This window comes from Cognatundibacterium oligocarboniphilum, from assembly GCF_013377855.1.
GTDB classification, from domain to species: domain Bacteria; phylum Pseudomonadota; class Gammaproteobacteria; order Burkholderiales; family Burkholderiaceae_D; genus Undibacterium; species Undibacterium oligocarboniphilum.
The window spans coordinates 40057-65785 of record NZ_JABXYJ010000008.1; the positions used below are offsets into that span (position 1 = coordinate 40057).

Genomic DNA, 25729 nt, shown 5'->3' on the forward strand with positions numbered 1-25729 from the left:
AAAACTTTACATTTGGTATCGTAGATACACTCTAGAACGGAATGTCATCATCCATATCTGCATAGTTCGGTACCGGACGCTGTTCAGGTGCGGGACGTGGAGCGGGACGGGGTGCAGGAGGCGCTGGTCGGGATGGTGCAGCAGTGTGTGAAGGTGCAGCTTGCTGTCCTCCATATCCATCCCGGTCATCCTGATCATCATTTGCCTTTCTGCTTCCCAGCATCTGCAAAGTTTCGGCCCGGATGTCTGTCGCATACTTTTCGACACCATCCTTATCCGTATATTTACGGGTACGCAGGCTGCCTTCGACATACACCTGAGAACCCTTGCCCAAATACTGGCCGGCAATTTCTGCCAGTTTTCCGAAGAAAGTAATACGGTGCCATTCCGTTTGCTCTTTCTTTTCGCCAGTCTGCTTATCCTTCCATGAATCTGTGGTGGCCACAGAAATGGAGGTGATTGCGTCGCCGTTTGGTGTGTAACGGGTTTCGGGATCACGACCCAGGAAACCCACAATAATTACTTTATTGACCGAAGCCATTATTTCTCCTGTTTGATTTTTTCAATTTTCCAGACCCATTTTTCTGTCATGACAGGTTTGCCAAGATCATCAAAACGCGGTTTTTGGGTAACTTTATCAATGACCTGGACCGGCACTTTGTTAAGGCGCTTTACCACGATCAAGTCATCAATGTTCGCATTGGCAGCGGCCAACGCATCACGCAGCCCTTCACCCTGAAGCTGTTTTTGGGAACCAGATTTCAGTTGCAGGGATATCGCATAATTCACATACGTCTTACCCTCATTCTTCTTGTCAGGGAAACGCATATCACCCTGAGCAACAAGGCGTCCGATGGTTTTTTCCACAAAAGGCTCATCCTGATCGAAAGCAGGCTTGGGTTTTGTGACAGCGGGTGAGGTAATCACCGGCGACACAGTGACCGGTTTTGCCGCTGGCGTGACAGAAGCGGCTTTGACCGGTTGGGTCAAGCCATCTTTGATAAATGCACTGATACCAGCCGTCACAGAATCTACTTCGTAGGACGCCAGCTCAATCCAGCGAATTCCATTGGTCGGTAATAATTTACGACCAAACAGAGGATGATTTGTGACCTTGATCTGGAATTCTTGTTTGAACACCACCGTTTTACCGTTGCGATATTTGAATTGGTATTCATGCCCGTCCAGATCCATCGTGATCGTATTCGGATCGGCTGGCAGTTCGCTGGGGAGTTTGTCAGACACCGGACTGGCGATGTCAGCAGGTTTATCCGGCGCATTCAAGGCCGGCTGACCGGCTGCTGTAGGTGTGACCGAAGGTGGATTTCCTCCTGTTGTTGGGGTGAGCGGATCGACTGTCTGCTGCACCGGGTTGGGACGAACATCATGCTTTTGGGCGTTGTTCTGAGACAAGCTGAAGACATCCATAAAGCATTGCACAATGTATTGCAGAGTGGTGGTTAACGGGAAAAAGGGTTTATTCATGATTCATCTCCACGCCCAGGAATTGGTATCCGCACATGGTTTCGCGCAGAATGGCCAAATCTTGCTGGATCAGAGGGTGTGATTGTAAGGTTTCGAGAATGGCCTGATAGCTGCTGCCGGAATACACATCCTTCTGGAGTGCATTTTCGTATTGCAAGACCAGATTTATTGGAACAGCCCCTGACCAGTACCCCAAAATCCAACCTAATGTCATTTGGTAATCATGGTGAACAGACGCTGAGAGGGTGTCAGAACTGATGCGCTTTTGGATCAGACAACACACATCGTCCCAAATGTTCGACAGCAACTCAATCGCAAATTTTTCTTTGCAAATATCTGTCCATTCAGAAGGCGACGACATTTTATCCAGCAATTCGTCAAGAAATGGATCATCACCCGGTAACACTGGTTTGATGATGCCAGTTTTGACTTCCACTTTGACTGGAAGCTGGTTGAATAAGTCGAATTGCAAAGCAAACGACTTTTGTACTCGGTCTTTTCCCTTGTCGGGCGGATCAAGTACCTGATGCTCACTCATGTGCTTCTCCTTAATAAAATGGGAAGCACCCCTACGGGATACTTCCCGTAGTGAGGGATCACCGTGAGGTGATTTGGACGATGCTAGTTTCCTAGCAAAAATTCTGGCGCAGCAATGCGCTTATGAATATTATCAGTGCAGAAACACGGATCATGCCCGTATGAAACCGTATGATGACCTTCTTTTGATCAGACCCGGTTTGGATTGCTGTTTTTTGGGTTTAGACATGGGAAATTGGTAACATATTTTTCCACCGCGGTGGAAAAATGTAGTGTCAATTTCCCAAGTGTCAGACAGTGACTTGCAGGAGCAATTCTGTACCGCGCCCCTTATCGGAGATGATTTCCAACCGAGCATTGATGGATTCTGCACGTTCTTTCATACCAACGACGCCAGTACGTCCTGTGAACACAGTGGGATCAAAGCCCAGTCCATTGTCAGTGATATGCAAATTCACCCTGCCGTCATGTTCTTCAGGATGATAGGTCAGTTCGATGTGGCACAGGGTAGCCTGAGAATGTTTGACGACGTTCGAGAGCGATTCCTGTACGATACGATAAACGACAATATTGAAGTCATAATTGAGCTTAGGGAAATCAGGTGTGTAATCAAATGTGTAGTGACATTGGGGATTGAGCTTCTGCTGATTGGCCAACAACACCTCGATGGCATCTGCCAGACCAAATTCATCCAGCACTTCCGGCCGTAAGTTGCTCACCAGATCCCGCGACAGGGAATACAAGTGGTTCGCATTCGATTCAATACTCTGAATATAATCAATCGCCGGATTGAGTCTCGCATCGGCATTGTATTTACCCAAAAATACTTTTGCATGACGGGCATAACCAATCATGGACAGCAACAAGGTATTTAAGGTGTCATGCAAGTCAAACGCAATAGCGCGGCGTTCTGCTTCAATGGCCTTATTGTTCATCTGGATGAGTAATTTTTTTTCCTGATGCGATTTTTCAAGTAACTGAGTCTGCTTTTCCAGATCACGCGTTCTGGATTGCACTCGCGATTCCAGATTTCGCGTAATATCCCCCACCTTTCTTGCCATGTCCGTGATTGCATCTTGCACCATGCCGAGTTCACCGCTTTGCTTATGCAAAAAGTAAGGATCGTAATTTCCGCGACTGATGCTTTTGGAGACTTTGACGATTTCATGCAAAGTGGAAACCAAAGTGCCAGACAATAAGCGCGAGAAAGTAATCCCGATCAGGAAGACCACCGCTGCAAGGCCGGCGATGGTTTCATACAGCTTGAAGAGTTTTTCTTTGTAATTGGCCGTCGATAAATTCACCACTACCTGACCAATCACTTTTTTGAGTGGCGACATCTCCAGATCGGAATCATCCTTCTTCATGCCTGCGGCAATCTGGATGCGGACATCGGCAAATACCTGCACCACTTGCGTCACATAATGATGCGACTGGCTCTGGCACTCGACAACCGTTTTACCTGTCAAATCGGTGACATTGATCGAAATGATATCCTTGGAGACATCAATCGACGTGCATAACAAATGCCGAAGGTCTTCCGTATTTCTGGTCAACAGCGCGAACTCAGAATTACGGGCGATCCCCTGCGCCAGAACCTCCCCGCTCGCCGTCAGCTGATCGCGCATGCTGTAATCAATGACCGCCCATACCACTAAAGTTGAAAAACAGGTCATGAAGAAAATTGGCAGTACCGTAATCAGCCGGAGCCGATTCGTGATGGACAGGTTAGCGAACGACATCTGCATTCCTCAAAATCTCATCTTTGATCACGTAATTGAGCGAGCGCGCGACCAATACATTCAGCAATATTTTGGATGATTTACTAAAGGCCGGAGGTCTCAGTGTCCCTGACGCCATGTACCCATCCACCATTTCCTGCGCTTGTCTGGCGACACCTTCATCCGTTGGGACGGTACTGCCCATTGCCCCGGCTTGCACCAGGTTACGCGAGAAGCCAAATAGCACCCGGTCGGCCCGGTACAGTTGCAGCATGAGGTTACGAACGGACGAACTGGTAAAGATGGTGGCATCCGGATACATCAGCACAATTCTGGACTGAATCCGGTTGGCGCGGGAAAACATGTCGTCCTGATTGGTGACATCAATCAGTTCCAGGACTATCCCGGCACTGCTGGCTGCCGACTGCAGGGCTGGCTTCAAAAATTCGGTCCGGGGAGTCATAAAGAAAGCCACCTGTTGCGCCATTCTGCCGCCGATCGCTGCCATCAGGTGGAATTGCGCCTCCGGGGAGGGATCGGAATAGATGGCGGAGAGATTATCGCGTTTTTTAACGAAATCCTGAAAACCCACGCTGGAAACACCCACCGCCAGAATCGGGTTGGCTACCCTGCTTTCGATCAGCTTTTCCACTGTTTCATAGCCCACAGCAATGATGAGCGCATTTTTCTTGAACTCAGCCTTGCTGTTGTAGGGCGCAGCGGGGAACTGATCTCTGAGGGCTTTGATCAGGGTGGATTTACTGGCCTCATCCTGCTTGTCGGCCAGTAAATAGACATCATGCGTAGTTGCTTGCGCAAAGACAGTGGATTGCCATAAGGATAAACAGATACAGCACAAAGCCACCGCCAATAGGAACAGTGGGCTTTGAAGGGTATGGCGTGATTCAGATCTGTAACAATCCATAACGCATGGCCAGGATGCTGATTTGCTGGGGTCGGTCAATGTGTAACTTTTCTTCTATGCTGCGCCTGTGTGTGGAAACGAATCCAATTTTCAAACCTAATTCCTTGCTGATTTCCTGATTGGTTTTGCCTGCGGCTAACAACTTGAAAATCTTCATGTCGATTTCAGACAGCAAGGCAAACGGATCGGGGTCTTGATTCGTCAGCAAATCCATGACTTTCGCGGTCACCCCGGGCACATGATATTTTTGCCCCAGACTGACTGCCTTGACCGCTGTTGCCAAGGTTTCAGCTTCACAATTCTTGTCCAGAAAAGACTTGGCTCCATACTGGTAAGCACGTTTGATGAAGGGTGCCTCATCATGTTGTGAAATGACCAGAATATTGGCGTAGGGGTCAAACTCCATAATCTCTTTTAAGGCATCAAAGCCCGATTTCTCTTGCCGGAAACGGATGTCCAGCAGCAGCACATTGGGCCTGAGTTCTTTATATTTCAAAACCGCTTCTTCCGGCGTCTTGCAATAGCCAACAATCTGCATGCCAAACTCAGTGAGTACGCGGGCATATGTTTCTAATAACAGTTGTTGATCATCAGCCAGCAAAACTGTGACGGGCTTTAGGTGACTCTCCATGTTTTAACCTCATTTTGAAGAAGCGCGATTTTAAACGTCAGCAAAATTGATAACAAGCAATTTGAATTAAAAATGGGCAAGTAAATTCAATTTTCAGACAGGGTATAGAAAGGTTTTAAAAACTGGCGGGAATTTAAATTAATTTACAAAATAAAGATTCAATTATAGTTTTATTGACAACTTGTTACGGCATTTAGTTCATTATTTGTTGTTAATACGTCTTTTCCGAGTTCTAAAACGGTTTTGAAAACTGTTTAGAACGGTTTTTTATTGCGTTTCGAATCGCTAGTAAAGATAATTCCAAACTTGGAATGAACGTGTTTTTTGATGGTCTTTCATGATTTTACGAATTGTGAATTAAGGCAAACTCATTTTTATCCGTTTGAAAGCCAATTTTGGAGTTGATATGCATTTGCAAAGCGCAGCGATTGAAACTTTTAGCCGCAACTCTGTGATTTCAGTTTTGCCGCAGGATTTTGCGACCTCCTTGTCGGGTGATGCTCTTAAGCAGATCGACAACTATTGCTTGGCGATCGACGGGAGTCTGCATACCGTCAAAAAGGAAATCATTGAAATCGGTCGTGCGCTGGCCAACATCAGGCATACTTTGCGTGAACAGACAGTCAATTTCGATTCAACCCAAATGTTTGAGCTGGTGGTTGAAAAGCGTTTCGGAAAAAAGAAAAGCTGGGCCTACCAACTAATTTCAATCTATGAAACGTTCAACTCTGACGATCCCTTGCTGGACTTGTGTGCGGTTTCTTCTTTGCGAGAAATCTCGCGGCTCGAACCGACTCAAATAGATACGATCCGGACCCGGCTTGAGGGCGGTGAAAAACTGAACCGCGATCAGATTCACGAACTGATCACAATGCTGAAGACGCAGGAGGCAACCCAAACAGCCGAAATCGATGAACAAATGCTGGCGGTTGCCACTGAAAAGAAACGTCTCGAAGCACAACTGGATGCCAGAACCTCAGAAATTGACCAGCTAAACCGAGAACTGCAAACCAAAACCAAATCGAACGACGACCTCCTAAATAAACTGAGAGAAAGTCAATCCGAACAATCCAACCTGTTCTCGTCCCTCAAGTTTGAGCGCGAAAAGTTGGAGACTTTACGGTCTGAGTTAGAGGCCGCCAAAAAGAAATCAAGCAAAAGTGCCACGGTCGAAGTCGATGTCGTCCCGGCAGGGTACAAAACCATCGAGGACGCCATCGCAGCAGCAACCGAATCGCTAGAAGAAAAAGAAAAAGAACTGAGTGCACTGAACGTTAAGATTGACGAAATGAAGGTCAAGCTCTACGACGAAAAATCAGCGCTGAACCAGCTCAATTCACTGTATGCGAAATACCATGAAATTTCTCTTTCCCAAATGGAAATTTTCAACAAGACAAAACTCTCAGACTTGCAGGGACACTCTGCACTTCTGACTAAGATTCGTGAAATAGCTTCAGATCTGGCTAAAAACATCAATCTTCAGCTGGGATGAATATTATGAATTTACGACTGATTCCTGACCCGAGCGCCATCCAGAAAAGTTTTGAACTGAATTTTGAATTCTATAATTTGCTGACTGCTTTGAATTTCATGGATGAAAGCTGGAGCAACGTCCACAAACTCAGCAAGACAACCTCGCAATTGCTAGACGGCAACATCAATTATAAGTCGTCCGTTTTTAACAGTTTAGCGCTATGCGTCGTGCCCATCATTCAATCAGAATCAGAATGGGATGACTTGTTTTCTGGTAACGCGCAGAAACTAATGGCTGGCTTCAGCCTGGCCCCCAAAATAGTCAGCGACCAGATCAGTACAGAAATACGATTCCACAATAAATTTTATCTTCAGCATTTGGTGGACACCGCCAACAACTCCCCCGCCGCCTGCATCGAGTTAGGTATCAAGTCGGAAATCGTTCAAAAGCTGCAAAACATGACGGTGGAGCAGAAAAACAACGCTCTCAAATTCAAACTGCCGCTATTTAAATGGCGCTTGAACGATTTTCCGATGTCGCAGGATGCGACTGAAGTCCAGGAAAGCGACTGGATTCACTACCTGATCCAGACCAGCCCGCACAAATTGGGCGACTTGGCGACACTGACCAACTTGGGAAAAACTTATCACTCCGAAGTCGCCTACCCCCTCGCGGAGCACCTGATCAGGTTCAATATGCGTGCCACGATCGTTTCCACCTTGATACCAAATTTACATACTGCTAAGATTCGGGATATGTATAAGCGGTTGCTGGGAACGAGTTCCAGTTGCGGAAAATTACCGGAAAGTAATGCGTGGTTTTTTTTGGTGGAACGGCGCAGAACGCATAGTTCGTTTTTTTTATTGCTGTACCGGCTGGCGGCGCGCGCGGGCCTGGCGCACTTGCATAGTCTGATTGCGGCTTATGGCTGGTATTTGACATTTACCCATGATCCCTTACCGATTGATCGTTTGGGTACGCTGGTCAATACGGTGCAGTCAGGCTCAGGTATTGTGTACACGGCCAATTGCCGTAGCTGCGCAGGAAGTTATTTGTTATGTAATGCCGATGATCGGAAAGAATGGTCACATACATTCCATTGCGAAGTTTGCCGGAAGAAAAGAAACGCCGCCGCGTAAGTTTGACACAATTTTGCATTACCCCATAAGCACGCCTGGTCGTGCTTATTTTGGCTATCCGTTTTCTGTGGTTGAAGACCGCCGGCTAGGCGGTCTTTGCACATGAAAGTAAAACGTGTTTCCATGGTTGATTTTGCTTTATGCGAGGCGTATAGTCAACACATCGGAAACATGATTTCGCGGTTGAAGCGGACCGCCAGGTGAACGCAAATGAGCCATAAAACTGATGAAAAAATGCTCGCTGAGCAGCAGAAGTTCGGGAAGGCTTCGCATGAACTCTATAGTTTCCTCATCGAATGGAAGAAAGTGAACAAGCTATCTGACAAAGAAGCTGCCAAGGTTCTTGTCGAGGCGGCTGGCAAGCTCCTCTAAGCGCTTGATTTAAATGCCTATCCGGTTTTCATGTTGAAAGCCCCCACGTAGTAGTTTTATCAATATTTCGTTTTGGTAGGAGTGACTATGCAGCTAGGTAGCCTTGTTGAGATTGTGAAGTTGATTGGCCCGGAAAATCGTAGTCTTGGTGGTTTGTCACCGACAGTGGCAATTGGTGATCGAGGGGTTGTGGCTGAAACGTACGCAGGCAGCAAAACGGATCAACAGCATTCTGTGCGCGTTGTTTCAAAAACTGACGATGGTACGGTACGTTGGGAGGCTAATTTTCGAGAGGATGAACTTAAACAGGTAGCCCAATAGGAAAACCATAAGCCACCTGATTGCTGCCGGCCTTGTTCCGGAAGCCATAGCCACAACCAAACCAAAGAAAGAGAAGTCATCATGAACGAAAAAATGCAGTTTTCCACCAGCTCCCTGGAGCCTTTCAAATCGGCATCTCCGGAGATGGCGGCAACCGTCTTCGCCAATGTCAATCAGGCAATGCGCTTGCGCCCACCCTCGCCGGTTTTGGTCGGTGAGGTACGGGATCAAGCAGTACGTGACCTTCTTGAAGGCCGCGCTGAGTAATTGGTCGCCTGATCGAAGCCGGCGCGTGCCGGTTTCTGTGAGACGATCAACTGCTAGACAGTACAAGCATTGAAGAATGCCCGCCAACATCCTAAACTTTCCGCAGTACCGAGTGCTGCGTGTCGAAGAAACCGAGCACGACTACCACATCGATGCCGAGGTGGCGTTGCCACCGACCGAGTGTGTCTACTGCCAGTCTTCCGACCTCCAGCGCTTTGGCTCCCGCGAACAGACCATCCGCGACCTGCCAATGCACGGCAAACGGGTGGGTATCTACGTAGACACCCGCCGTTTCCGCTGCAAATCCTGCACCAAGACCTTCAGCGAGAAGTTGCCCGAAGTGAGCGAGAAGCGGCTGATGACGCAGCGCCTGCTGGACTGGATAGGCCAGCAGAGCCTGAAGCGGACCTTCGCCAGCATCGCCGAGGAAACCGGCCACAACGAGACCACCATCCGCTCGGTGTTCAACGACTACGTGGCCGAGCTGGAGCAGCGGCACACGTTCGAGACGCCGCGCTGGCTGGGCATTGATGAGATTCACTTGATCAAGCCGCGCTGCGTGCTCACCAACGTCGAGGACAACACCCTGTTCGACATGCTCAAGGACCTCAACAAAGTCACGGTACAGAACTACCTGCTGCGCGTACCGAACCGACAGCAGATCGAATACGTGACGATGGATATGTGGGGGCCGTATCGCGACGCCGTGAAAGCGACGCTGCCAGGCGTGCCCATCGTGGTGGACAAGTTCCACGTCCAGCGCATGGGCAATGTCGCGCTGGAGACGGTCAGAAAGGGCCTGCGGGCCGATCTGAGCACCAAGGCCAAGCGCACCCTCTTGCATGACCGTTTCGTGCTGCTAAAGCGTGAGCGCGACCTTAGGGATGAGGAACGGCTGAACCTGTCCGGCTGGACCAAAAACTATCCCTTGTTGGGTGAGGCATACCGGCTCAAAGAAGCTTACTTCAACCTCTACCTGGCCGACTCGCCCGGCGAGGCACGCGCTCGTTACCGTGAGTGGGCCATCAGCATCCCGCCAGAGCTGGTGCCGGCCTTCCAGCCGATCCTCACAGCCTGGTCGAACTGGATGCCGGAAATCCTCCATTACTTCGAGCACGACATCACCAATTCGGCCACGGAAGCGTTGAATGGCCTGATAAGACTGACAGATCGCCTTGGGAGGGGGTACAGCTTTGAAGCGCTTCGAGCCAAAATGCTGTTCGCCCAGGTGGCATTCCGCGAGCGCAAGCGGCCCAAGTTCGTAAGTAAGCGTGAGAAGGAGCAACAACGCCAACGGGCGCTACAAGAACGGGAGCTGGGTTATGGTCTTGCTGTGTGCGAGGACAGCAATCCGGGCTACGGATTGTTCGTTCCACCGCGCCTGCCTCCAGTGCCGAAACCAGAGGTTTCAACACGACAGCGCAAAAACTACGGCCCGGACATTTCAACACTGGCCAGGCTGCTTGAAGCTGACGAACTGTAACCCGGTTTCAACCACGAAAAACGGATAGCCCTTATTTTTTGATTTTTGGTTTGGTTTGCTGCTTTCTTTTGAAAATTTGACTTTTAAAACGCGTCGGTACAATGGATTCATGGCGTCAACAAAAACGCTTAATTTCGGTTTTACGACTACTCCTTTTTTGATTGGAACTTAATATGAAAACGACTAAGGCTTTCTCTCTGAAGGCAGCTTATCTGAGCATGGCGGTGGCTACTCTGGCCTTGTCTGCCTGCGGTGGCGGCGGCAGTGGCTCTGCGACGGGCAGCGGTTCGGGTAATAATGGTGGCAATGGCGGCTCTGGCGGTTCCGGTGGCACAGGCGTGACCTGCACCGCACCACAGGTTTTGGTGAACGGTGTCTGCACCACCCCTGCCCCATCAGTCACACCCGCAAACCTGCAAACCAGTGTGCCTGCGCCGACGTATGCGGCAAGCTCGGACGAACTGGCGGCGTTCAATGAAATCAATGCGATCCGTAAGCTGATTGGTCTGGGTTTGCTGGCACAGAATGCCTTGCTGGATAAATCGGCCAATAATCACATGAAATATGGTGTGGCAAATCCTACGTCTAATCCGCACTTTGAAGACCCGTTGAAAGCTGGTTTCACCGGCGTATCTCCAACCGACCGGGCTGCGTTTGTAGGATATACAGGAAATGCAGGGGAAGTTCTGTCATTTGGTAACGGGCTGGATGCAGTGAAAGGATTGGTGAATACGATTTATCACCGCGATAACCTGCTGAACCAAACAACTGAGCATGTCGGCATTTCTTTTATTCCCACTGATATCGCACCAGTGGTCGATATTGAATTGGGGATAATCAAAGGCCAGCGCAATGCATCCGACTTTTTGACGACCTATCCGTTTGATGGTCAAAAAAACCTGCCATTGCAAATGGCTCCTGAGTGGCCTTCTCCGTTTGGGTTGGTCAATACCGAATATGCAACAAAAACCAGCTCACCAGTGGCCTTTTATAGCGCTTCGGGTACTTCATTGGCCGTTTCCAGCTTCACAGTCAGCCAAGGTGCAAATCTTCTGACGGGCAGAGTGCTGACCAGTGCCAACGATACCAATGGTTTGATCGCCAAGAATGCTGCATCATGGCTCGGTTCCGCCCCGTTCCAGCCGAACACGGTATACACCGCCAGCTTTACCGGCACGGTCAATGGCGTTGCGGTCAGCAAGACATGGACATTTACCACTGGCACATCGGCGCAATTGGGTGGCGGTTCGGCACAGTAAATATTGTGTCTGTTAGCAGGGAATAAAAAAGCCGGTTTTCACCGGCTTTTTTTGTTAGTACAAGACGCACCGATAGGGGACGCCATTTGAACACATGGGCGCTCCTGGCGCGGAGTCAATCAAGACAGAGGTGCTGCCACATTGCTGAACGATATTATTGAAGCAATCATTGTTACAGCCGTTATACACGGTTTTGGAAGTTGGTGCACATGACAGGGCTTTATAACATTGGCGCTGCGCTGTGGTTGTATTAGCAGCTAAGGATGCGCTGCTCCATCCTGTATTATCACAACAAGCAGGGAAATCAGTCGAGTTAGTGTCACAGCAAATTGGATAATTGCTCGCGCCATTTGGACAAGCAGTGGTGGTTACAGTCGGTTTAACGCACAGCGAAGTATCCCAATTCCCATAGCTCACAGTGCCATCACAATTCTGCGTGACTGACCTGTTTGCCGTTCCTGTTTGCAATGGCGGGCAAGGGCCGCTTTGCATCGAGGTCTGCGGTGTACAGGCCACCGGCACTGGCTGACAGCTACTCAAATCCCAGGCGCTGACCGAACTCGTTCCTGAAGGGCAACTGACTGTTGTCGTCTGGTACGCAAGTCCGGTATATCCAGCCGGACATGGGCCACTCAGCACCGAACTCTGCGGCGTACAGGCCGCGCCAACCGGCTTGCAACTGCTCATATCCCAGGCGCTGGTCGAACTTGATCCTGAAGGGCAACTGACTGTTGTCGTCTGGTACGCAAGTCCGGTATATCCAGCCGGACATGGGCCACTCAGCACCGTACTCTGCGGCGTACAGGCCGCGCCAACCGGCTTGCAACTGCTCATATCCCAGGCGCTGGTCGAACTTGATCCTGAAGGGCAACTGACTGTTGTCGTCTGGTACGCAAGTCCGGTATATCCAGCCGGACATGGGCCACTCAGCACCGAACTCTGCGGCGTACAGGCCGCGCCAACCGGCTTGCAACTGCTCATATCCCAGGCGCTGGTCGAACTTGATCCTGAAGGGCAACTGACTGTTGTCGTCTGGTACGCCAGTCCGGTATATCCGGAAGGGCAAGGGCCTGCCAGCGTGCTAGTAGAGGGTGTACAGGTGGCGACGGCGGTACAGCCACTTCTGTCCGTGGAGGTGGACGGTGTGCAGCTTGCGCCGGAATAACTGGTGGTGACAAAGGCTGTCCCGGTATATCCCGCGCCGCAACTGGTGGCACTGGTGGTCGAAGAAGGACAAACCACAGGCGGCGCAGAACAGCCGCTATTATCCACCGTCACCGATTTCACGCAGGTTGGCGGAGTAAAGGTGATATTTTGAACCTGATTGCCAATTCCGCCGTTTGGACAGGTAGCGGTGACGGAGTAGTTTGAGGGGCAGACTGGGATGGCCACGCAAACAGTACCATTCCAGCTTGATCCGGAAGCGCAACCGCAAGTCGATCCGGTCAAAACCTGATTTGAAGGACAGACGATCGGAATACATGAAGGATTTCCATTGTTGTCGTGCGTGACTTGTTGACCGACCGGGCAAACCGGATCATCCAAAACGCAGTGGGCGATGTTGGTTCCCTGTTTTGTCCAGTGCGAACCAGCTGGACAGCCCTGCAATGTAGGGACGGACATACACCCTACCGCTGTAGGCGTCAGCTGACAATTGGTGGCATTGACGTCAACCTGCGATCCAATTCTTTGGCAATTAGAAGTATCGAAGGTCAGACCATCGGTAATTTTTCCGGACGGGCAACTGAGGGTACGCATAGGAAACTTGGTGCCGGTGTATCCAGAGTCACAAGGGACGCCGGCCAGCGGAATCGAGTACGGGACACAGGTTGAAGACGTGTTGTTGTTCGTCGTTTGCGCATGCAGTAAATTGCTGAAACTGATCAGCAACAATGCTAAGAGCAAGGTAAAACCTTGCTGCATCCAATCCATTTTTAAATATTTCATATTTTCTCCTGCACCCAAGAATGAGGTTCCACGTAAAATCGCCCTACTTTGAATTGTGCTTAAAAAAAGGGCACGTAAATCAGCGATAACGACGCCGATTTACATGCCCTTTCAGTTTGAGTTTGCTGTTTTATTGCGCGGTGACAGCAATCGTGAGGTTTTTGCCTGTGGCATCCGTCACGACCACATTGGCCGTCCCTGCTGCAACACCATTGATTGTCAGGGTACTGCCAAGTATGGATGTGGTCGAAACTGCGGTATTGCTGGATACGGCCGTATAGGGTGCAGTTCCACCAGCAACAGAATAGGTGTACGTCGAACCGACCTTTGCCACAATGGATGACGGTGCGGTGGTGTACAGCGCAACAACCTGCGTTGAGGGGTTGGTGACGCTGACATTGACAGAAATGTTTGCGCCCAGGGTATCGCTGATTGCGACTGTTGCTGTTCCTACCCCAATTCCCTTGATCGACAGAACCTGACCATTCAATGAAGCTACCGCGACATTCGGGTTACTGGAATTCGCGCTGTATGGGCCTGTACCACCAGCCACGTTGAAGGTGGAAGTAGTCGCTGTCTGCAAAACCACATTCGACGGAGCCGTGCTATACAGTGCGACAGAGGTCGATGTTGGCGACGCAGGCACGGTGACAGAGAAGGATGTCGTTGCACCTACAGCATCGCGCAAAGAAATATTTGCCGAACCAGAATTGAGCGCAGTAACCGTCAATGCGCCGTTTTGCATATTCAGACCCGTCACAGATTGGTTGCTCGATACCGCGGTGTAAGGTGGCGTGCCGCCAGCGATGGTATATGTTGCTGAAGAAGATTGATTGATGACGACTGAACCGGGTGCCGTGGTATAGAACGGAATCGACACTTGGCCGGACACCACACTGACTGACACAGAGGCCAAACCACCGACGGCATCACGGATGGTCACCATCCCGAAGCCTACCGACTTGCCCGTAACCGTAAAGTTGTTTCCGGAATTACCAATAGAAATAATGTCTGGTGCCGAGACATTGACAGTGTAAGGAGGTGTGCCGCCGCCGATCTGATACACAGGAATGACGCCATTGGTCGAGAGACTGATATAGCCCGGCGCGGTCGTGTAGAGCGCGACGACTGGAGATGCCGGCGCGGTCACAACGGCATTTAGGTTGACTGACGCACCTTTAGCATCAAAAACGATAATCTGAGCGCCGCCCGCGGCCAGACTGTTCAGATTGACGGAATTGCCGTCTGCGGAAACACTTGCTGAAACCACGCCAACGTTACTGCTGACCACCGTGTACGGCTTTGCACCGCCAGAAATCGTGTAAGAATTTGAAGCGCCCACAGCGGTACTGACAGAGGCCGGTGCAAGCAGTGTCAGGCTGGTCGTAGCACCGACCGTCACCTTGATATCGACTTCCGCCCCCGCACTATCCTTCACCGCCACCACCACAGCACCAGCTGCCTTGCCTGTAATAGTGAAACTGTTGCCATTCATGCTGACTGCTGCAATCGATGAATCTGAGGATGTCACAGAATAACTGGTAAATTTGGAACCACCGCCACCGCCGCCTACTTGGAACGACTGGGTATCACCTACATTCATTGAAAGCGTTGCACTGGATGTTGTGTACAAGGCTTGCCCTGCATTTTGAACCAGAGAGTCCGTGGCACCGCCGCCGCCACAGCCAGCGAGTCCGAGCGCAAGGCTTACTGCGACCACAGAGGCCGCTAATTGACTGACAAAATGATTTTTCTTGAGACGCATGTTGGTATCCTGTATTTGAATTGAAATTGAATCAAACCACCAAGTAAAGATACAACGTGAGAAAGGCAACAGAAATGTGAAAGGTGCGCCAAAATTTGCCCCATATCTATTCTCACAAATCGGGGCGACTGAAAAAAAAAGGTTCTTTGCGTCCAGGACGACAAAGAACCCAAAAGAGCGACAGGGATATTCAGTAGCTACATTCCACAGTCATGACTGCCGACAAACCATAATTATTGCCAGAAACTGTACCGCCACCATCCGCGGCTGATTTCTGCAGCCTGAGCAGGACAGTCCAGCTTGAACCATTATTTTGTGCGGCAACATAAGTCGCCTGATACGGTGGCGTGATAGAAACATCCACCGCAGACTGGGTAAGAACCAGCGAGTAATTTGGAACGCCACCCAGATCACAGGTCGGTTTCTGCACGATGGAACCATCCTGTACAGCAATGTGATTCCCCGTTTGGACATTCGCATTCAGCAGACTGGTCAGCCGAATATACTGGCCATTTTTACAAATCAATTGTTCATTGGTGGTGAGGCTGGTGGCTGTCCGGCCAGCTGGAGAACAAGCATTCCCCAGGCTGGCAAAATTCGATAAGGAGTACCAGAAGCTACCATTACAAACGAAAGCGATCCCATTGGCATCGGTACCAATCTGATTACCAACCGAGCAGGCCGAGCCAGCACTAATTCCGGTCACCGCATCCCCTACCCGCATCCATTGACTGCCATTACAAATGACCAGACCAGATCCGTTCGCATTGGTTTTTAGTTTCCCGTTATCGCCAGCAACACAGGCAGAGCCGGCCGCCGCGGGACCGGGCAACATCAGACTGCCATTGATGACTGCATTGCCATTGATCACCGTGTTATTCAGCGTGGCAGTACCGGCAGAAGATAAGTCGTTGATGTTGAGAATGTTATTACCATTCGCATCCATCGGGCCGGCCAGTTTTCTGGAACCATCCAGCTTATAGAACTGACTTAGCAAACTGCCAATGCCTGAATTGTCACCGATACGAATACCAACCGCTCCTTCCACTGTGCTATACAGCGCAGCCGGATAGCTGTAATTGCTCGCGTAGCCTGTCATCGCACCACCTGAGCCGGCCATGGATTGAGAACCGTCATTGCCAATGGTGGACACAACTTGGGACAGAACATCATTTCGGATCGAACCGGCTGAATCAGTGTACGGAGTGGACGAGTGTGATAGTCCGTTCACCGTGCATGACGGATTAGGCGGGCAAGGACCACCGGTGATTTTAAATTCGTGAACGAACTGCAAACCAAGAGGACTGATCAGGCCAAAGCCTGAATCAAGAAACCCGGCAGTTCTGAGTTCCTGAGTTGTCGGCTTCAGTGGATTCACAAAGCCTGCCACACCGCTACCAGCCTGTATAGCGGCATTATTCGTCAGGTAATAGCGATTTAGTCCAGTCTGGAGCGCCACCATATATTGACCGGTCGCAGTCGCCATCGATTTTGTGATGGATTGACTCAACTGCGAGAATTGCGTTGAGAGTAAATAGGTCGCCAGCAACAGAGCCAAACCCAAATCAATCAGAAAATAGCCGCGCTGATTTTTAGAGCGCGCGCGCATGCTGGACAATTTGAAATTGCGAATTTGAGCGTTCATGATTTGGAGAATTTCATTGCGGCAGTGGATTTAAAGGGTAAAGGTAGTCCTTCCCGAATACGCTTTCGGGTTTCTTCCAGACAGGGGTAGGCGTATATCGTAAATTGACCATGCTCAAATTTATGACTTGTAATTCCGAAAAGAGATTGCGCGAGCATGTTACGCACCAGCCCGATATCCACACCCCCTTTGACACACCAGGAAATCAAGCGATCGACGCAGGCGTCCGGCGTGGAGGCGTGCGTAGTGGTGAAAATAGTGAAGCCATTGATTGCCGCATTGACCAGATCAAAAGCATTGGTGTCAGACCGTACTTCACTGAACAGCAGCAAGGGTTTGATCCCGACCGGATAACTGCGCAAAGCCATTTTCAGGCCCAGCGTCGCACCAATCTCACTCACATCAATTTCATCCACATACCCATTGGTACCAACCACAAAAGTACCATCGTCACCAATTGGACTCTCTAATGGATCACCGATCACCACTAAATGACCACCGTACTGCTTGAGCCGTTCACGCGTGGCTGCATGGGCAAAATAGCTTTTACCGGTACCAGGGTTTCCGATGCAAATAACCAGCCCACCCTGAATATTCAATACACTGCTAAGAACGAGATCCTTGACGTCCTTATTCGACGTCAGACGATCCAGATCCGGCGTGTTGATACTCATAGACCGACCCGCAAGATAGCCGGGAAACCGGGCTAATCGAATCTTCAGATTCAACTGGCCAGATTGAAACTGAACAGAAAAATCCAATCCTGCATGCTGCTTGATGGCATCAATAAAAAGCTGCACAAAATTTTGCATCCTGGGCGTCATCAATGCAAAATTGAGCCATTTCTTTCCAACCATTCCGACGCAGGAATGCATATTGTCAGGGTAAATGCGCCAGTCACTAAAGTGACTGGCTGCTTCGATCATTTCAGAATCGACAGAAACAATCATGCCATTACTGCACTAACATCGTGATCGAGTTGTTGTCTCCAGAGCATTTGATTTGTGACGGATCGGGATTGGTACCCGGCGCTTTCACCACATTGGTGCCGACTGACAGTTTCGTGACAGTTTTGGACATCGCCGTCACGAATGGCACGCAGGAAGAATCCGGCAACTGTGTAACAACATAAGAGACTGAATCACCAGCAGTGTTGACGGTGCCGGAAGAGACCGTCAACGAACCGCCGCCCAGATTGGTAGTGACGGAGCCGGCATTGTCGTTCAGCGAATTCAGGTTCTTGAAAAAGCTGCCAGAATCCAGTTTGGCATTGGTCACTGCGGAATAGTTATTCGCATAGGAAGACTTCACCTGACCCATGAGCGTTGTCAGATCGCCTGTCAACTGATTGGTTTGCGTGGCTGATGTATTGGCTGAAAATTTGGAAAAGATCCCTACAATCAGAATTGCACCGATCACCAAAACCAATCCAAATTCAACCATTGTAAAACCTGCCTGCTTCATTTTCTTACCTGCTGCCATCATGTATTGCTGTTTCATACGTTCCCCTTTTCACTTAAGTTTAAAAAAATTACTACCTATTGCCCTGCTACTACCCAAACACTTACATGTTCTTCAGTTCGACTAATGTCTTGAACTGATCGATCAAATCCCCTGTCCCACCGTAAATAAACAACATCAAGGCAATGCAGAGAATCAGCATTGAGAACCGGAGCGTCATCGCTCTTTTATTTGCTTCTACCGGTGCCCATTCCATAATTAACTGCGCCACATCAGGCAGCATTTCATCCATTTCCTTGTAGTCGGAGATGTCCAGCATCCGGAAGTACATTTTCTTGGCCACGATACCGGTATTGAAAATTTCCGCCTTCGAGTTGGGTCTGATCAGCAAATTATTTTGGATTTCATCGATTTGCCAGTTCAGCCATCTCAACTTGCTCTTGAAGCGGATAGCGCTAATGGAGTCATTCAAAGACATAATCTGGCTGCCTCCGATCGAGGTCAACGCACCGACATTCACGACAAAACCGGCACCGACAAAATCCCGGTACAACTGGTAAGGCAGGACGTGATCATCCAGCCACTTGCGGAATTTTCCGGTGTAGTTATCCATAGACCAATAAACGAGAACAACTGTGGAAATCTCAACAGACACCACCAGCCACCACCAGGCTTTGACGACATGAGAGATACCAAACAGCGTAGCGCCTAGCGTTCCAAGCTGGTTGATATCGATATTCGTTTTCATGACCTCTTCTAACTTGGGTAAGACCATGAATGCCTCAATTCCGAGAAAGACATGGAAAATCAAGAACATGAAGAACGAGGCGACCAGCGTCGAGATGACACCCTTCTTGGCCTTATCCATCGCGATAATGTTCCGTCCCAGATAGCCGAGCGCATTAGTGAGATCACCAGACTTTTCTGCTGCCGCCAAAAATGCCAGATCCTGTGGCGGAACCGTGCCGGTTATCGCTTCAGAAAACCGCCCAAAATGCACGATCTGTTTCAGCCAGTGCGCGCACATTTTGCCGATGGTATCTTTCGCATAGCGCTGGGCATAACGTTCAATGACGGTCACAATCGCAACACCCGGCATGGATTTCATCGTTTGAGACAAATCCTGATAGAACTCACCGCGCAGGGATTTGAATTCCCATACTGTCATTTTGAAATTGATATCGAATGCCATGATCAGGCTCCGCGTTCACGCTGATACTGCAAGAAATCGCCAAACTTTTCTTCCACAGACTTAGGGTCGAAAGTCCCTTGAGCAACGTGATACATAGCAACCTCAATCACCGTCTTACCTGTTGTGTCAGGCTCATCGAAGCGCGCTGTCTGCAACTGCTTTACATAGGTTTTGAGTTCGAGATTTTTTCCTTCGCGGATCATGTGCAGCATGACCGCATCCAATTCCACCATTTCGGCCACGACCATCCTGCCCTTGATGCCATTAAGTTCAGGCAGTCCTTCTCGTTTACAGTTATCGCAACCCGCCGCGTTCTTTGCGTAGATTTTCGAAATATCCAATTGGAACAAGGACTCAATGAGTTGCAGGTATTCCTTTGGGTGGACGTCCGACGCGGGGAGCTTGCAACAAGGACATAACTTGGGAACCAGCGCCTGATACATCAACAGGTTCAAGAATCCAGGTGTTGCGATGATGTCACGTGGAATGCCGATTTCATCTGACACTAAGCGCATCGTTACCATGTCCAGAGCGGAAGGCGCATGGACTGTAGAGAATGCGCGGTGCCCTGATTCCGCAATGTCCCTAAACAATCCGCCACTTTCCCGATCGCGAATCTCACCAATCAACACAGCGTCCGGGTCCATGCGTTTTAATTGCCGCTTGACCGCGATGAAGGGGTCAGAAGTTTGGTCACTCAGATTGCGGGAGACTGAAAACTGGTCAACGCCCGGCATCAGGTATTCCACCGGATCTTCTACAGTGTATTTAGAGAATGTTTCAGGCAGCATGCACATGATTGTTTGCATGGTGGTCGATTTGCCCGAGCCAACCACACCAGCCAACACAACACCGCCACCTAACCTGCGAATGACCCGCGAAATGATGTCGATTTGGCCGGGTAGGTATCCCAATTCTTCCAGTGATCGAATCGAAGTGGCTTCATCCTGCGCCAACATCCGCAAAACCACCTTGGAACCTTTTGCTGTCTGGTTGCTGGCCCAGCGGAACAGGAATTTCTTTTTGTCCAATTCAAACGGAATTTGACATTGCTGTGGCTTGTTGGAGTTGTAGGTGTTTTCGCTTGGGGATTTACCTCTGACATTGAAGAGGTAAGCTACCGTATCCATGAGATCGGCTGTCGGCAGGTAAAATTTGCGGGGTGACGTCAGCTGGCCTTCGATACGGTAGAGAACACGCGAGTTTGGCTGAAAGTCGTTCAATTCAAAATGGATATCTGAGGCAGTATTGGCAATAGCAAACGCCGCAATACTCTCGAACATGTGCGACAGCGCCGTTTCCTGATCGCGCGTCATCATGCCCGATTTCGCTGTCTTCTTTGCTTTTGAGACCTTGTTGACTGCATCCCTGGCCAACTCAGCCATCACGGACTGGTTAGTGGCAATGTATAAGGGATTTGCGGCAGAAAATCCTTTGAGAACGAGCATTCGTTCTACTTCACGTGCCAAATCAGAATTGGCTTCAGATCGCTGACAAATGATTGAGAACTTTAACCCGGTTCCATTGACCTTGACCGGGCACAGCTTAAATCTGACCGATGGAGACATATCGATCAGTTCATACAGTTTTTCCTCGAAATCAGGTAATTCGTCGGAATGCTCATAATCGATCGGTGTGATCGATAGAGAGCTGTTGCGTGCCGGATTGGTCATTGGGGTTCCCGGAGCATTAGGATGCAGGAATACATTGCTGGCTGGTGCCGGTTTTTTCTCTAGCATTCTTTTGAACTGTGTGAGCATGTCAGTTATTGGGTGATGAGCCTTGGATAAAAACGGGATACAGGTTGCTTTGCTTGCGATACCTGACTATCCGTTTTTGAATGCTTCACCGGCTTAGAGTGTTTCGAGGATTTACGCTTGGGTGTGGCGATTTCTGTCAGAGTGATCCCACTGACACTGATATCCGTAACCAGTCTTCCATCAATCAGACTGCCCTTTTTAGCGGGAACCATAGAGCCATTGACATCCATAATGCCCTCGTAATCTGGACTGACACCGAAAATCGCTACGGTGCGCGGCTCGACATGAACGGGTTTTACTGGGGCATCTAACTTTGGCAAAATGGTCGGCTTGACCTCGCCGGATGACTTGGCCAATTCCTCCTTCATTTTGGAGACAGTAATCTTGGATTCCAGATCAAGCATGTCACCCAAGGTTTGTTGCGCATGCGAAACGGTGGACACCAGCATGAAAGAAGCAATGATCATTTTGAAAAATGGCATAACACCCTCGGTATTCATTAATTAGGTTTTGAAAAATTTTGACCTTGCACTTCCACTTTGACCATCGACTGCTTGATGCCGTATTCCGCATTTTTGTTCACGTTGTAGGCAATCTTTTCGACAATGGCCGTCTTCGGAAACTTCTGAAATATTTCCGTCATCCGCAATGGGCCATTGGCACTCCATGGCGCAGACTTCAATGGCGGGGCAGTCAGTTGAGACTCATCAAAGGTGGCATTAAGCGCGATGGTCTTGTAGTCACCAATGCCAGGCGCACCCACGGCGAACACTTTTTGCAGAACGCTCTGAAATGATATATTTGAGGCTGCGATCGGTTCTGCCGCCGCCAGAGAATCACCCATCGGCAGGAATGGCAAACTACTGAATTCTTTCAAGGCGCTGATCGTTTGCAGATCATTTTTGAAAATCACGTTTTTGAACTTGAATGGTTCCGCAGCCTCTAAAAAGGATTTGTTATTGGCTTCACTGTTGCTACCCTTGCGCAGTGAAATATCGCAGGTCACCAATTTCTGACCTGAAATCCCACACTCAAATTTATTAACATCCCATCCACCAATGGACGATGGAATGCTTAAAATCAGGCGATTCAATGCCGGCACATCAGCTGCCAGCAATACAAAATCTTTCTTCTTTTGTGCAAGAGCTTCGTCATAAATCTGTTGTGCCGATTTTTGCTTCGACGCCATTTCCTCATTGAGTTTTTTCTGACGGTACTTTGCAAATTGTTGATAACCAAAATCACCGGCTAAATACAGGGCTACTGCTGCCAACACCAAAGTCAACGGATTAACGTAGTTACTGCCAACCTTCTTTAGTTCAGCATATTCCGTGGCAGCCTTAGCCAATTCGTGAATGGTGTATTCGATGGAATCGATACCAACCACATCGCCATAAATATTGAAGCCGGAATCGCCGCATGAGTGCTGGAATGCTTCGATATGCGCTGCTATGTCTTTGGGTTCCAGCAGAGAATCAAAACCTTTTACCGGACGACCCTGAAATACACCACAAAGCAAGATAGATTCAGACCCCGGCACAGTCAATACCGCCAGCGCGCCACCTTCGGGATGCGCTGATGCAAAAGCAATCGCCGCTGAAAATACGGGTTTGTTTTTAGACGTAACCTTGTCTTCGATTGGTAAAATGCCATAGGCAAACGAAGCAACGGAGTTCCAATACCACTTCCCCTTTTTAGCGCGGACCTCTTTGGCGATCGATCCGGAACTGATCATGACTGACCAGTCAAGGCCAGTCGCCAGCGATTTGTCATCAACTGTAAAAATCATTTGACCCTACCATTGTCGGAAATGGCGGCTGATACGAGTACCAGCGTGATGACATTTTCTTCTGAGGCAATGGACGAACCACCCAAGATGCCCGGAACGCCGTCGCCCAGGGTGCGCTGGTCATACTGGTGCGTTTTCTTTTCGAAACCAGCCAGAATCAGGGTAGAACCATTTCTGATAGAAACTTCCTGCAGGGTGAGGCCATTTGCCGATTTATTCGGGAGCTGCACCGACTGCATCGTGCTGCCGGAACCAGAGGTGAAGACGACCAGATTTTGCAAAGCACTCTGATCGATAGCGAATGTCAGATCAACGTTATCCGAAGTAGAAATCTTCGGATACAACATCATTTTCAGACCGACCTGATCCTGTGCCGTTGAAATTCCTGGCGTGCCACCGCCGCCTGCGAGTGATGCTGTGCCGGGTGTGGTCGAACTGACGTAGCTGAAAGTGTTGGTAATGTTGTAGTAAATTGCTTTGCGGTTTTTAGCGCGCAACGGTACTTCCTGTGAAGTAAAGACTTTTCCGTAGTCTTTCAATGCCTTTACCACCACGGCAGATCCGGTTGCTTTTCCTGACAATACGTTCACGCCAATACTGGCAGCATTGGTATTGGTCAGGGTTGCCGCGGGACTGGACGTGACATTCAAATTCGGCAGATTCTGCAATGCTGCGTTTGCGATGGCTGTGATATCGAGACTGTTTTCAACTGAATTATTGGTCGTGACCTGAACAGTCTGGACTTTGAAAGTCACTTCCCTAGAAGCGTTTCCAATCTCTGCCTTGATGATTGCATCTGCCGAATCGATCACATCGGCTGTATCGGTAATGGTGATGGTGCCAGAGGCTTTGTTTGGGATCACCACACCGGATTTGGTGACCAATGCGTTTAGACTCTCAACAAGGGACGTCAATTCATTGACATCCCGGCTTTCGTTTTTAACCGGGGATGCACCTGGCTTCTGACTGATGACATTGGAGTTTGTCGATCCGCCTGCAGAGGCGTCAAAGGATGTGGAATAGCTACCCATCGCACTTGTGAACGGGGTTTCCCACGTCTTCGTCACAAAGCGGTAGAACTTGATGGTATTGGTAGAATCATCGTATTTCCAGCGAATCCCCAATCGCACCGTAATCAGGTCCAAGATTTGAGATAAAGGCGCTTCTATACGCGGAAAATCAAAGCTGTAAGGCGTATCCACTTCCTTTTTGGTAACAGAACTTGGATTGGCAAAATCAGTGCCGGCAGATAATTGCGGCAGTGGTTGAGATCCGTTCACTGGCAATGTTTGCGCAGTGCCAATCGGCAATGGAGCGTTAGCCGTTTGCTTGGAGGATTGTGAAGACAGATTCTTTGGAAGCAGCATACTGTCGTCAATAAACACATCAGGTGCAATGGACACCATGATGTTGGTGGCCAGCATAATCCGTTCTGCCGCGGCTGCGAGTGAAATCCGGCTGTCAGGAAACAAGACTGCTGTTTTCACGCCCTTCTGGAGCGCGCGCGGCAATGCAACACTTCTCGCCAACGGTACTGAGCGGCCAGCAATATAGGCCAGGTTGACTTCTTGATCTCTCTCACGTTCCTGACGAGATTTCACAGGATTGGCCTTTTTCAGGTAGAAATCTGCCTGATCGATTGCCTGTGCAGTTTGCACATCAACTTTGTCTTTGATTGGTTTCGAAACGCAACCCGACAATAAAAGTTCTGTGCAAACAGAGAGCAAAAGGAATTTATTCTTCATTGTGGAATCTCTTATTAATCGTTTAGATTACATTTGGTGGTTTCGCGGACTATGCGGGTGACGTTATTCCTGTAAAAGCAGGGCTTGAGCGACAAATCAGTGAGGGTAGTGGAAGCCAGTAAATTCCTCACTGCCTGCTTATAATTGCCGTGAAAATGGTCAGGAGAATCGATTGGCACATCTTTGTCCACGTCCCAGACTGCGACCCATCCGATTTGCTTGCTCCACGTCTCAATCAATTGCCGGAAAGTGTTTTCGCTCAGATTGGTGTCCCAGTCGCGGACCTGGGTGACTGGAAGCACTGCATCGACCGTCGCTCCCGCATTTTGGTCGGCATGCCTGTCACCGGTACTCTCGGAAATATTAATTTCTTTGACGTCGCTGACTTTGGAAGGTGAGCCAGTATTTGTGGCTATTGGTTGAACCGACACTTTTTGACTGACATTGCAATCATCATTTGATTGAAAGAGGTTTGCATTCTTGTTGCTGGTATTCCAGGCTTCTCCGATTCCTTCTTTATTCTTAACACACACCGTGCCGCTGATTGCAGTATTCATACTCAGGCAAGTCAGTATGCAAAAAATGAGTTTAGAGGTTGCGTGCATCATCTATCCAATCTATAACTGTCATTCGTAAATACTTCTGTTCGATTGATATGTTGCAGGAAGAATTCGAAATTTTGATGATGAAAGCTATGCGAAATATCTCCGCTTTTGTGTAAATCCAAATGGATTTCAGCATCGAACCCATTTGCGCGATTTCGCGGGTGAGAAATTTGATTTATCGGGAATGTCTGTCAAAATGGTTTTCA

General features: G+C 49.3%; 25 protein-coding genes. 9 read left to right on the forward strand and 16 right to left on the reverse strand.

Annotated features, from left to right (window positions below):
* Positions 1–31: 31 nt before the first annotated feature.
* The 6 genes from ssb to HV832_RS14125 all read right to left on the reverse strand — a co-directional run bounded on the left by ssb (position 32) and on the right by HV832_RS14125 (position 5299).
* The gene (gene ssb / locus HV832_RS14100) at positions 32–541 is read right to left on the reverse strand and encodes a single-stranded DNA-binding protein (protein ID WP_176804494.1); all 510 of its coding nucleotides are present in this window, start codon (positions 539–541) and stop codon (positions 32–34) included.
* Complete coding sequence (locus tag HV832_RS14105; RefSeq protein WP_176804495.1) at positions 541–1485, reverse strand: hypothetical protein; 945 nt, start codon at positions 1483–1485, stop codon at positions 541–543. Before HV832_RS14105 ends, ssb begins: the two co-directional genes overlap by 1 nt.
* On the reverse strand, positions 1478–2023 hold the full coding sequence (locus HV832_RS14110; protein WP_176804496.1) for a hypothetical protein: 546 nt from the start codon (positions 2021–2023) through the stop codon (positions 1478–1480). The genes HV832_RS14105 and HV832_RS14110 overlap by 8 nt, the downstream gene beginning before the upstream one ends.
* Before the next feature lie 289 nt (positions 2024–2312).
* Positions 2313–3764, reverse strand: a complete 1452-nt coding sequence (locus tag HV832_RS14115; RefSeq protein WP_176804497.1) for a sensor histidine kinase — start codon at positions 3762–3764, stop codon at positions 2313–2315.
* Positions 3751–4602: a type 1 periplasmic-binding domain-containing protein gene (locus HV832_RS14120; protein ID WP_176804498.1), complete on the reverse strand. Its 852-nt coding sequence runs from the start codon at positions 4600–4602 to the stop codon at positions 3751–3753. The genes HV832_RS14115 and HV832_RS14120 overlap by 14 nt, the downstream gene beginning before the upstream one ends.
* Positions 4603–4648: 46 nt before the next feature.
* The gene (locus HV832_RS14125) at positions 4649–5299 is read right to left on the reverse strand and encodes a response regulator (RefSeq protein ID WP_176804499.1); all 651 of its coding nucleotides are present in this window, start codon (positions 5297–5299) and stop codon (positions 4649–4651) included.
* A 406-nt stretch (positions 5300–5705) separates the two neighbouring features.
* Here HV832_RS14125 and HV832_RS14130 point away from each other — a divergent pair, with 406 nt between their 5' ends.
* The 9 genes from HV832_RS14130 (at position 5706) to HV832_RS14170 (ending at position 12932) form a co-directional block, all read left to right on the forward strand.
* Positions 5706–6791: a hypothetical protein gene (locus HV832_RS14130; protein WP_176804500.1), complete on the forward strand. Its 1086-nt coding sequence runs from the start codon at positions 5706–5708 to the stop codon at positions 6789–6791.
* A 98-nt stretch (positions 6792–6889) separates the two neighbouring features.
* Positions 6890–7912: a FlhC family transcriptional regulator gene (locus HV832_RS14135; protein WP_176804501.1), complete on the forward strand. Its 1023-nt coding sequence runs from the start codon at positions 6890–6892 to the stop codon at positions 7910–7912.
* 210 nt (positions 7913–8122) lie between these two features.
* A complete protein-coding gene (locus HV832_RS14140; protein WP_176804502.1) occupies positions 8123–8284 on the forward strand; it encodes a hypothetical protein in 162 nt (53 codons plus the stop codon).
* Between the two features lie 87 nt (positions 8285–8371).
* Positions 8372–8605 carry a hypothetical protein gene (locus HV832_RS14145; RefSeq protein WP_176804503.1) on the forward strand — a complete coding sequence of 78 codons (234 nt, stop codon included), beginning with the start codon at positions 8372–8374 and terminating at the stop codon, positions 8603–8605.
* Positions 8606–8686: 81 nt separating this feature from the next.
* Positions 8687–8872, forward strand: a complete 186-nt coding sequence (locus HV832_RS14150; protein WP_176804504.1) for a hypothetical protein — start codon at positions 8687–8689, stop codon at positions 8870–8872.
* A 76-nt stretch (positions 8873–8948) separates the two neighbouring features.
* Positions 8949–10355, forward strand: coding sequence for an ISL3 family transposase (locus HV832_RS14155; protein ID WP_176804505.1), 1407 nt, complete (start codon positions 8949–8951; stop codon positions 10353–10355).
* 173 nt (positions 10356–10528) lie between these two features.
* Positions 10529–11614 carry a CAP domain-containing protein gene (locus HV832_RS14160; protein WP_176804506.1) on the forward strand — a complete coding sequence of 362 codons (1086 nt, stop codon included), beginning with the start codon at positions 10529–10531 and terminating at the stop codon, positions 11612–11614.
* Between the two features lie 673 nt (positions 11615–12287).
* Positions 12288–12779 carry a hypothetical protein gene (locus HV832_RS14165; RefSeq protein WP_176804507.1) on the forward strand — a complete coding sequence of 164 codons (492 nt, stop codon included), beginning with the start codon at positions 12288–12290 and terminating at the stop codon, positions 12777–12779.
* A 6-nt stretch (positions 12780–12785) separates the two neighbouring features.
* Positions 12786–12932, forward strand: a complete 147-nt coding sequence (locus HV832_RS14170) for a hypothetical protein (protein WP_176804508.1) — start codon at positions 12786–12788, stop codon at positions 12930–12932.
* Positions 12933–13691: 759 nt separating this feature from the next.
* Here HV832_RS14170 and HV832_RS14175 read toward each other — a convergent pair.
* From HV832_RS14175 to HV832_RS14220, 10 genes are all read right to left on the reverse strand, one after another.
* A complete protein-coding gene (locus tag HV832_RS14175; protein WP_176804509.1) occupies positions 13692–15326 on the reverse strand; it encodes a hypothetical protein in 1635 nt (544 codons plus the stop codon).
* A 190-nt stretch (positions 15327–15516) separates the two neighbouring features.
* Positions 15517–16971, reverse strand: coding sequence for a hypothetical protein (locus HV832_RS14180; protein WP_176804510.1), 1455 nt, complete (start codon positions 16969–16971; stop codon positions 15517–15519).
* Positions 16968–17921 (reverse strand): ATPase, T2SS/T4P/T4SS family, encoded by a 954-nt coding sequence (locus tag HV832_RS14185; protein ID WP_176804511.1) that lies wholly within the window; start codon positions 17919–17921, stop codon positions 16968–16970. The genes HV832_RS14180 and HV832_RS14185 overlap by 4 nt, the downstream gene beginning before the upstream one ends.
* Positions 17922–17925: 4 nt before the next feature.
* On the reverse strand, positions 17926–18471 hold the full coding sequence (locus HV832_RS14190) for a type II secretion system protein (RefSeq protein WP_176804512.1): 546 nt from the start codon (positions 18469–18471) through the stop codon (positions 17926–17928).
* Positions 18472–18535: 64 nt separating this feature from the next.
* Positions 18536–19624, reverse strand: coding sequence for a type II secretion system F family protein (locus HV832_RS14195; RefSeq protein ID WP_176804513.1), 1089 nt, complete (start codon positions 19622–19624; stop codon positions 18536–18538).
* A gap of 2 nt (positions 19625–19626) precedes the next feature.
* Positions 19627–21384, reverse strand: coding sequence for a GspE/PulE family protein (locus HV832_RS14200; protein WP_176804514.1), 1758 nt, complete (start codon positions 21382–21384; stop codon positions 19627–19629).
* Positions 21385–21389: 5 nt separating this feature from the next.
* The gene (locus tag HV832_RS14205; protein WP_176804515.1) at positions 21390–21866 is read right to left on the reverse strand and encodes a hypothetical protein; all 477 of its coding nucleotides are present in this window, start codon (positions 21864–21866) and stop codon (positions 21390–21392) included.
* A 17-nt stretch (positions 21867–21883) separates the two neighbouring features.
* Positions 21884–23173 carry a hypothetical protein gene (locus HV832_RS14210; RefSeq protein WP_176804516.1) on the reverse strand — a complete coding sequence of 430 codons (1290 nt, stop codon included), beginning with the start codon at positions 23171–23173 and terminating at the stop codon, positions 21884–21886.
* On the reverse strand, positions 23170–24918 hold the full coding sequence (locus HV832_RS14215) for a hypothetical protein (RefSeq protein ID WP_176804517.1): 1749 nt from the start codon (positions 24916–24918) through the stop codon (positions 23170–23172). Before HV832_RS14215 ends, HV832_RS14210 begins: the two co-directional genes overlap by 4 nt.
* 14 nt (positions 24919–24932) lie before the next feature.
* The gene (locus HV832_RS14220) at positions 24933–25475 is read right to left on the reverse strand and encodes a TcpQ domain-containing protein (RefSeq protein WP_176804518.1); all 543 of its coding nucleotides are present in this window, start codon (positions 25473–25475) and stop codon (positions 24933–24935) included.
* Positions 25476–25729 lie beyond the last annotated feature (254 nt).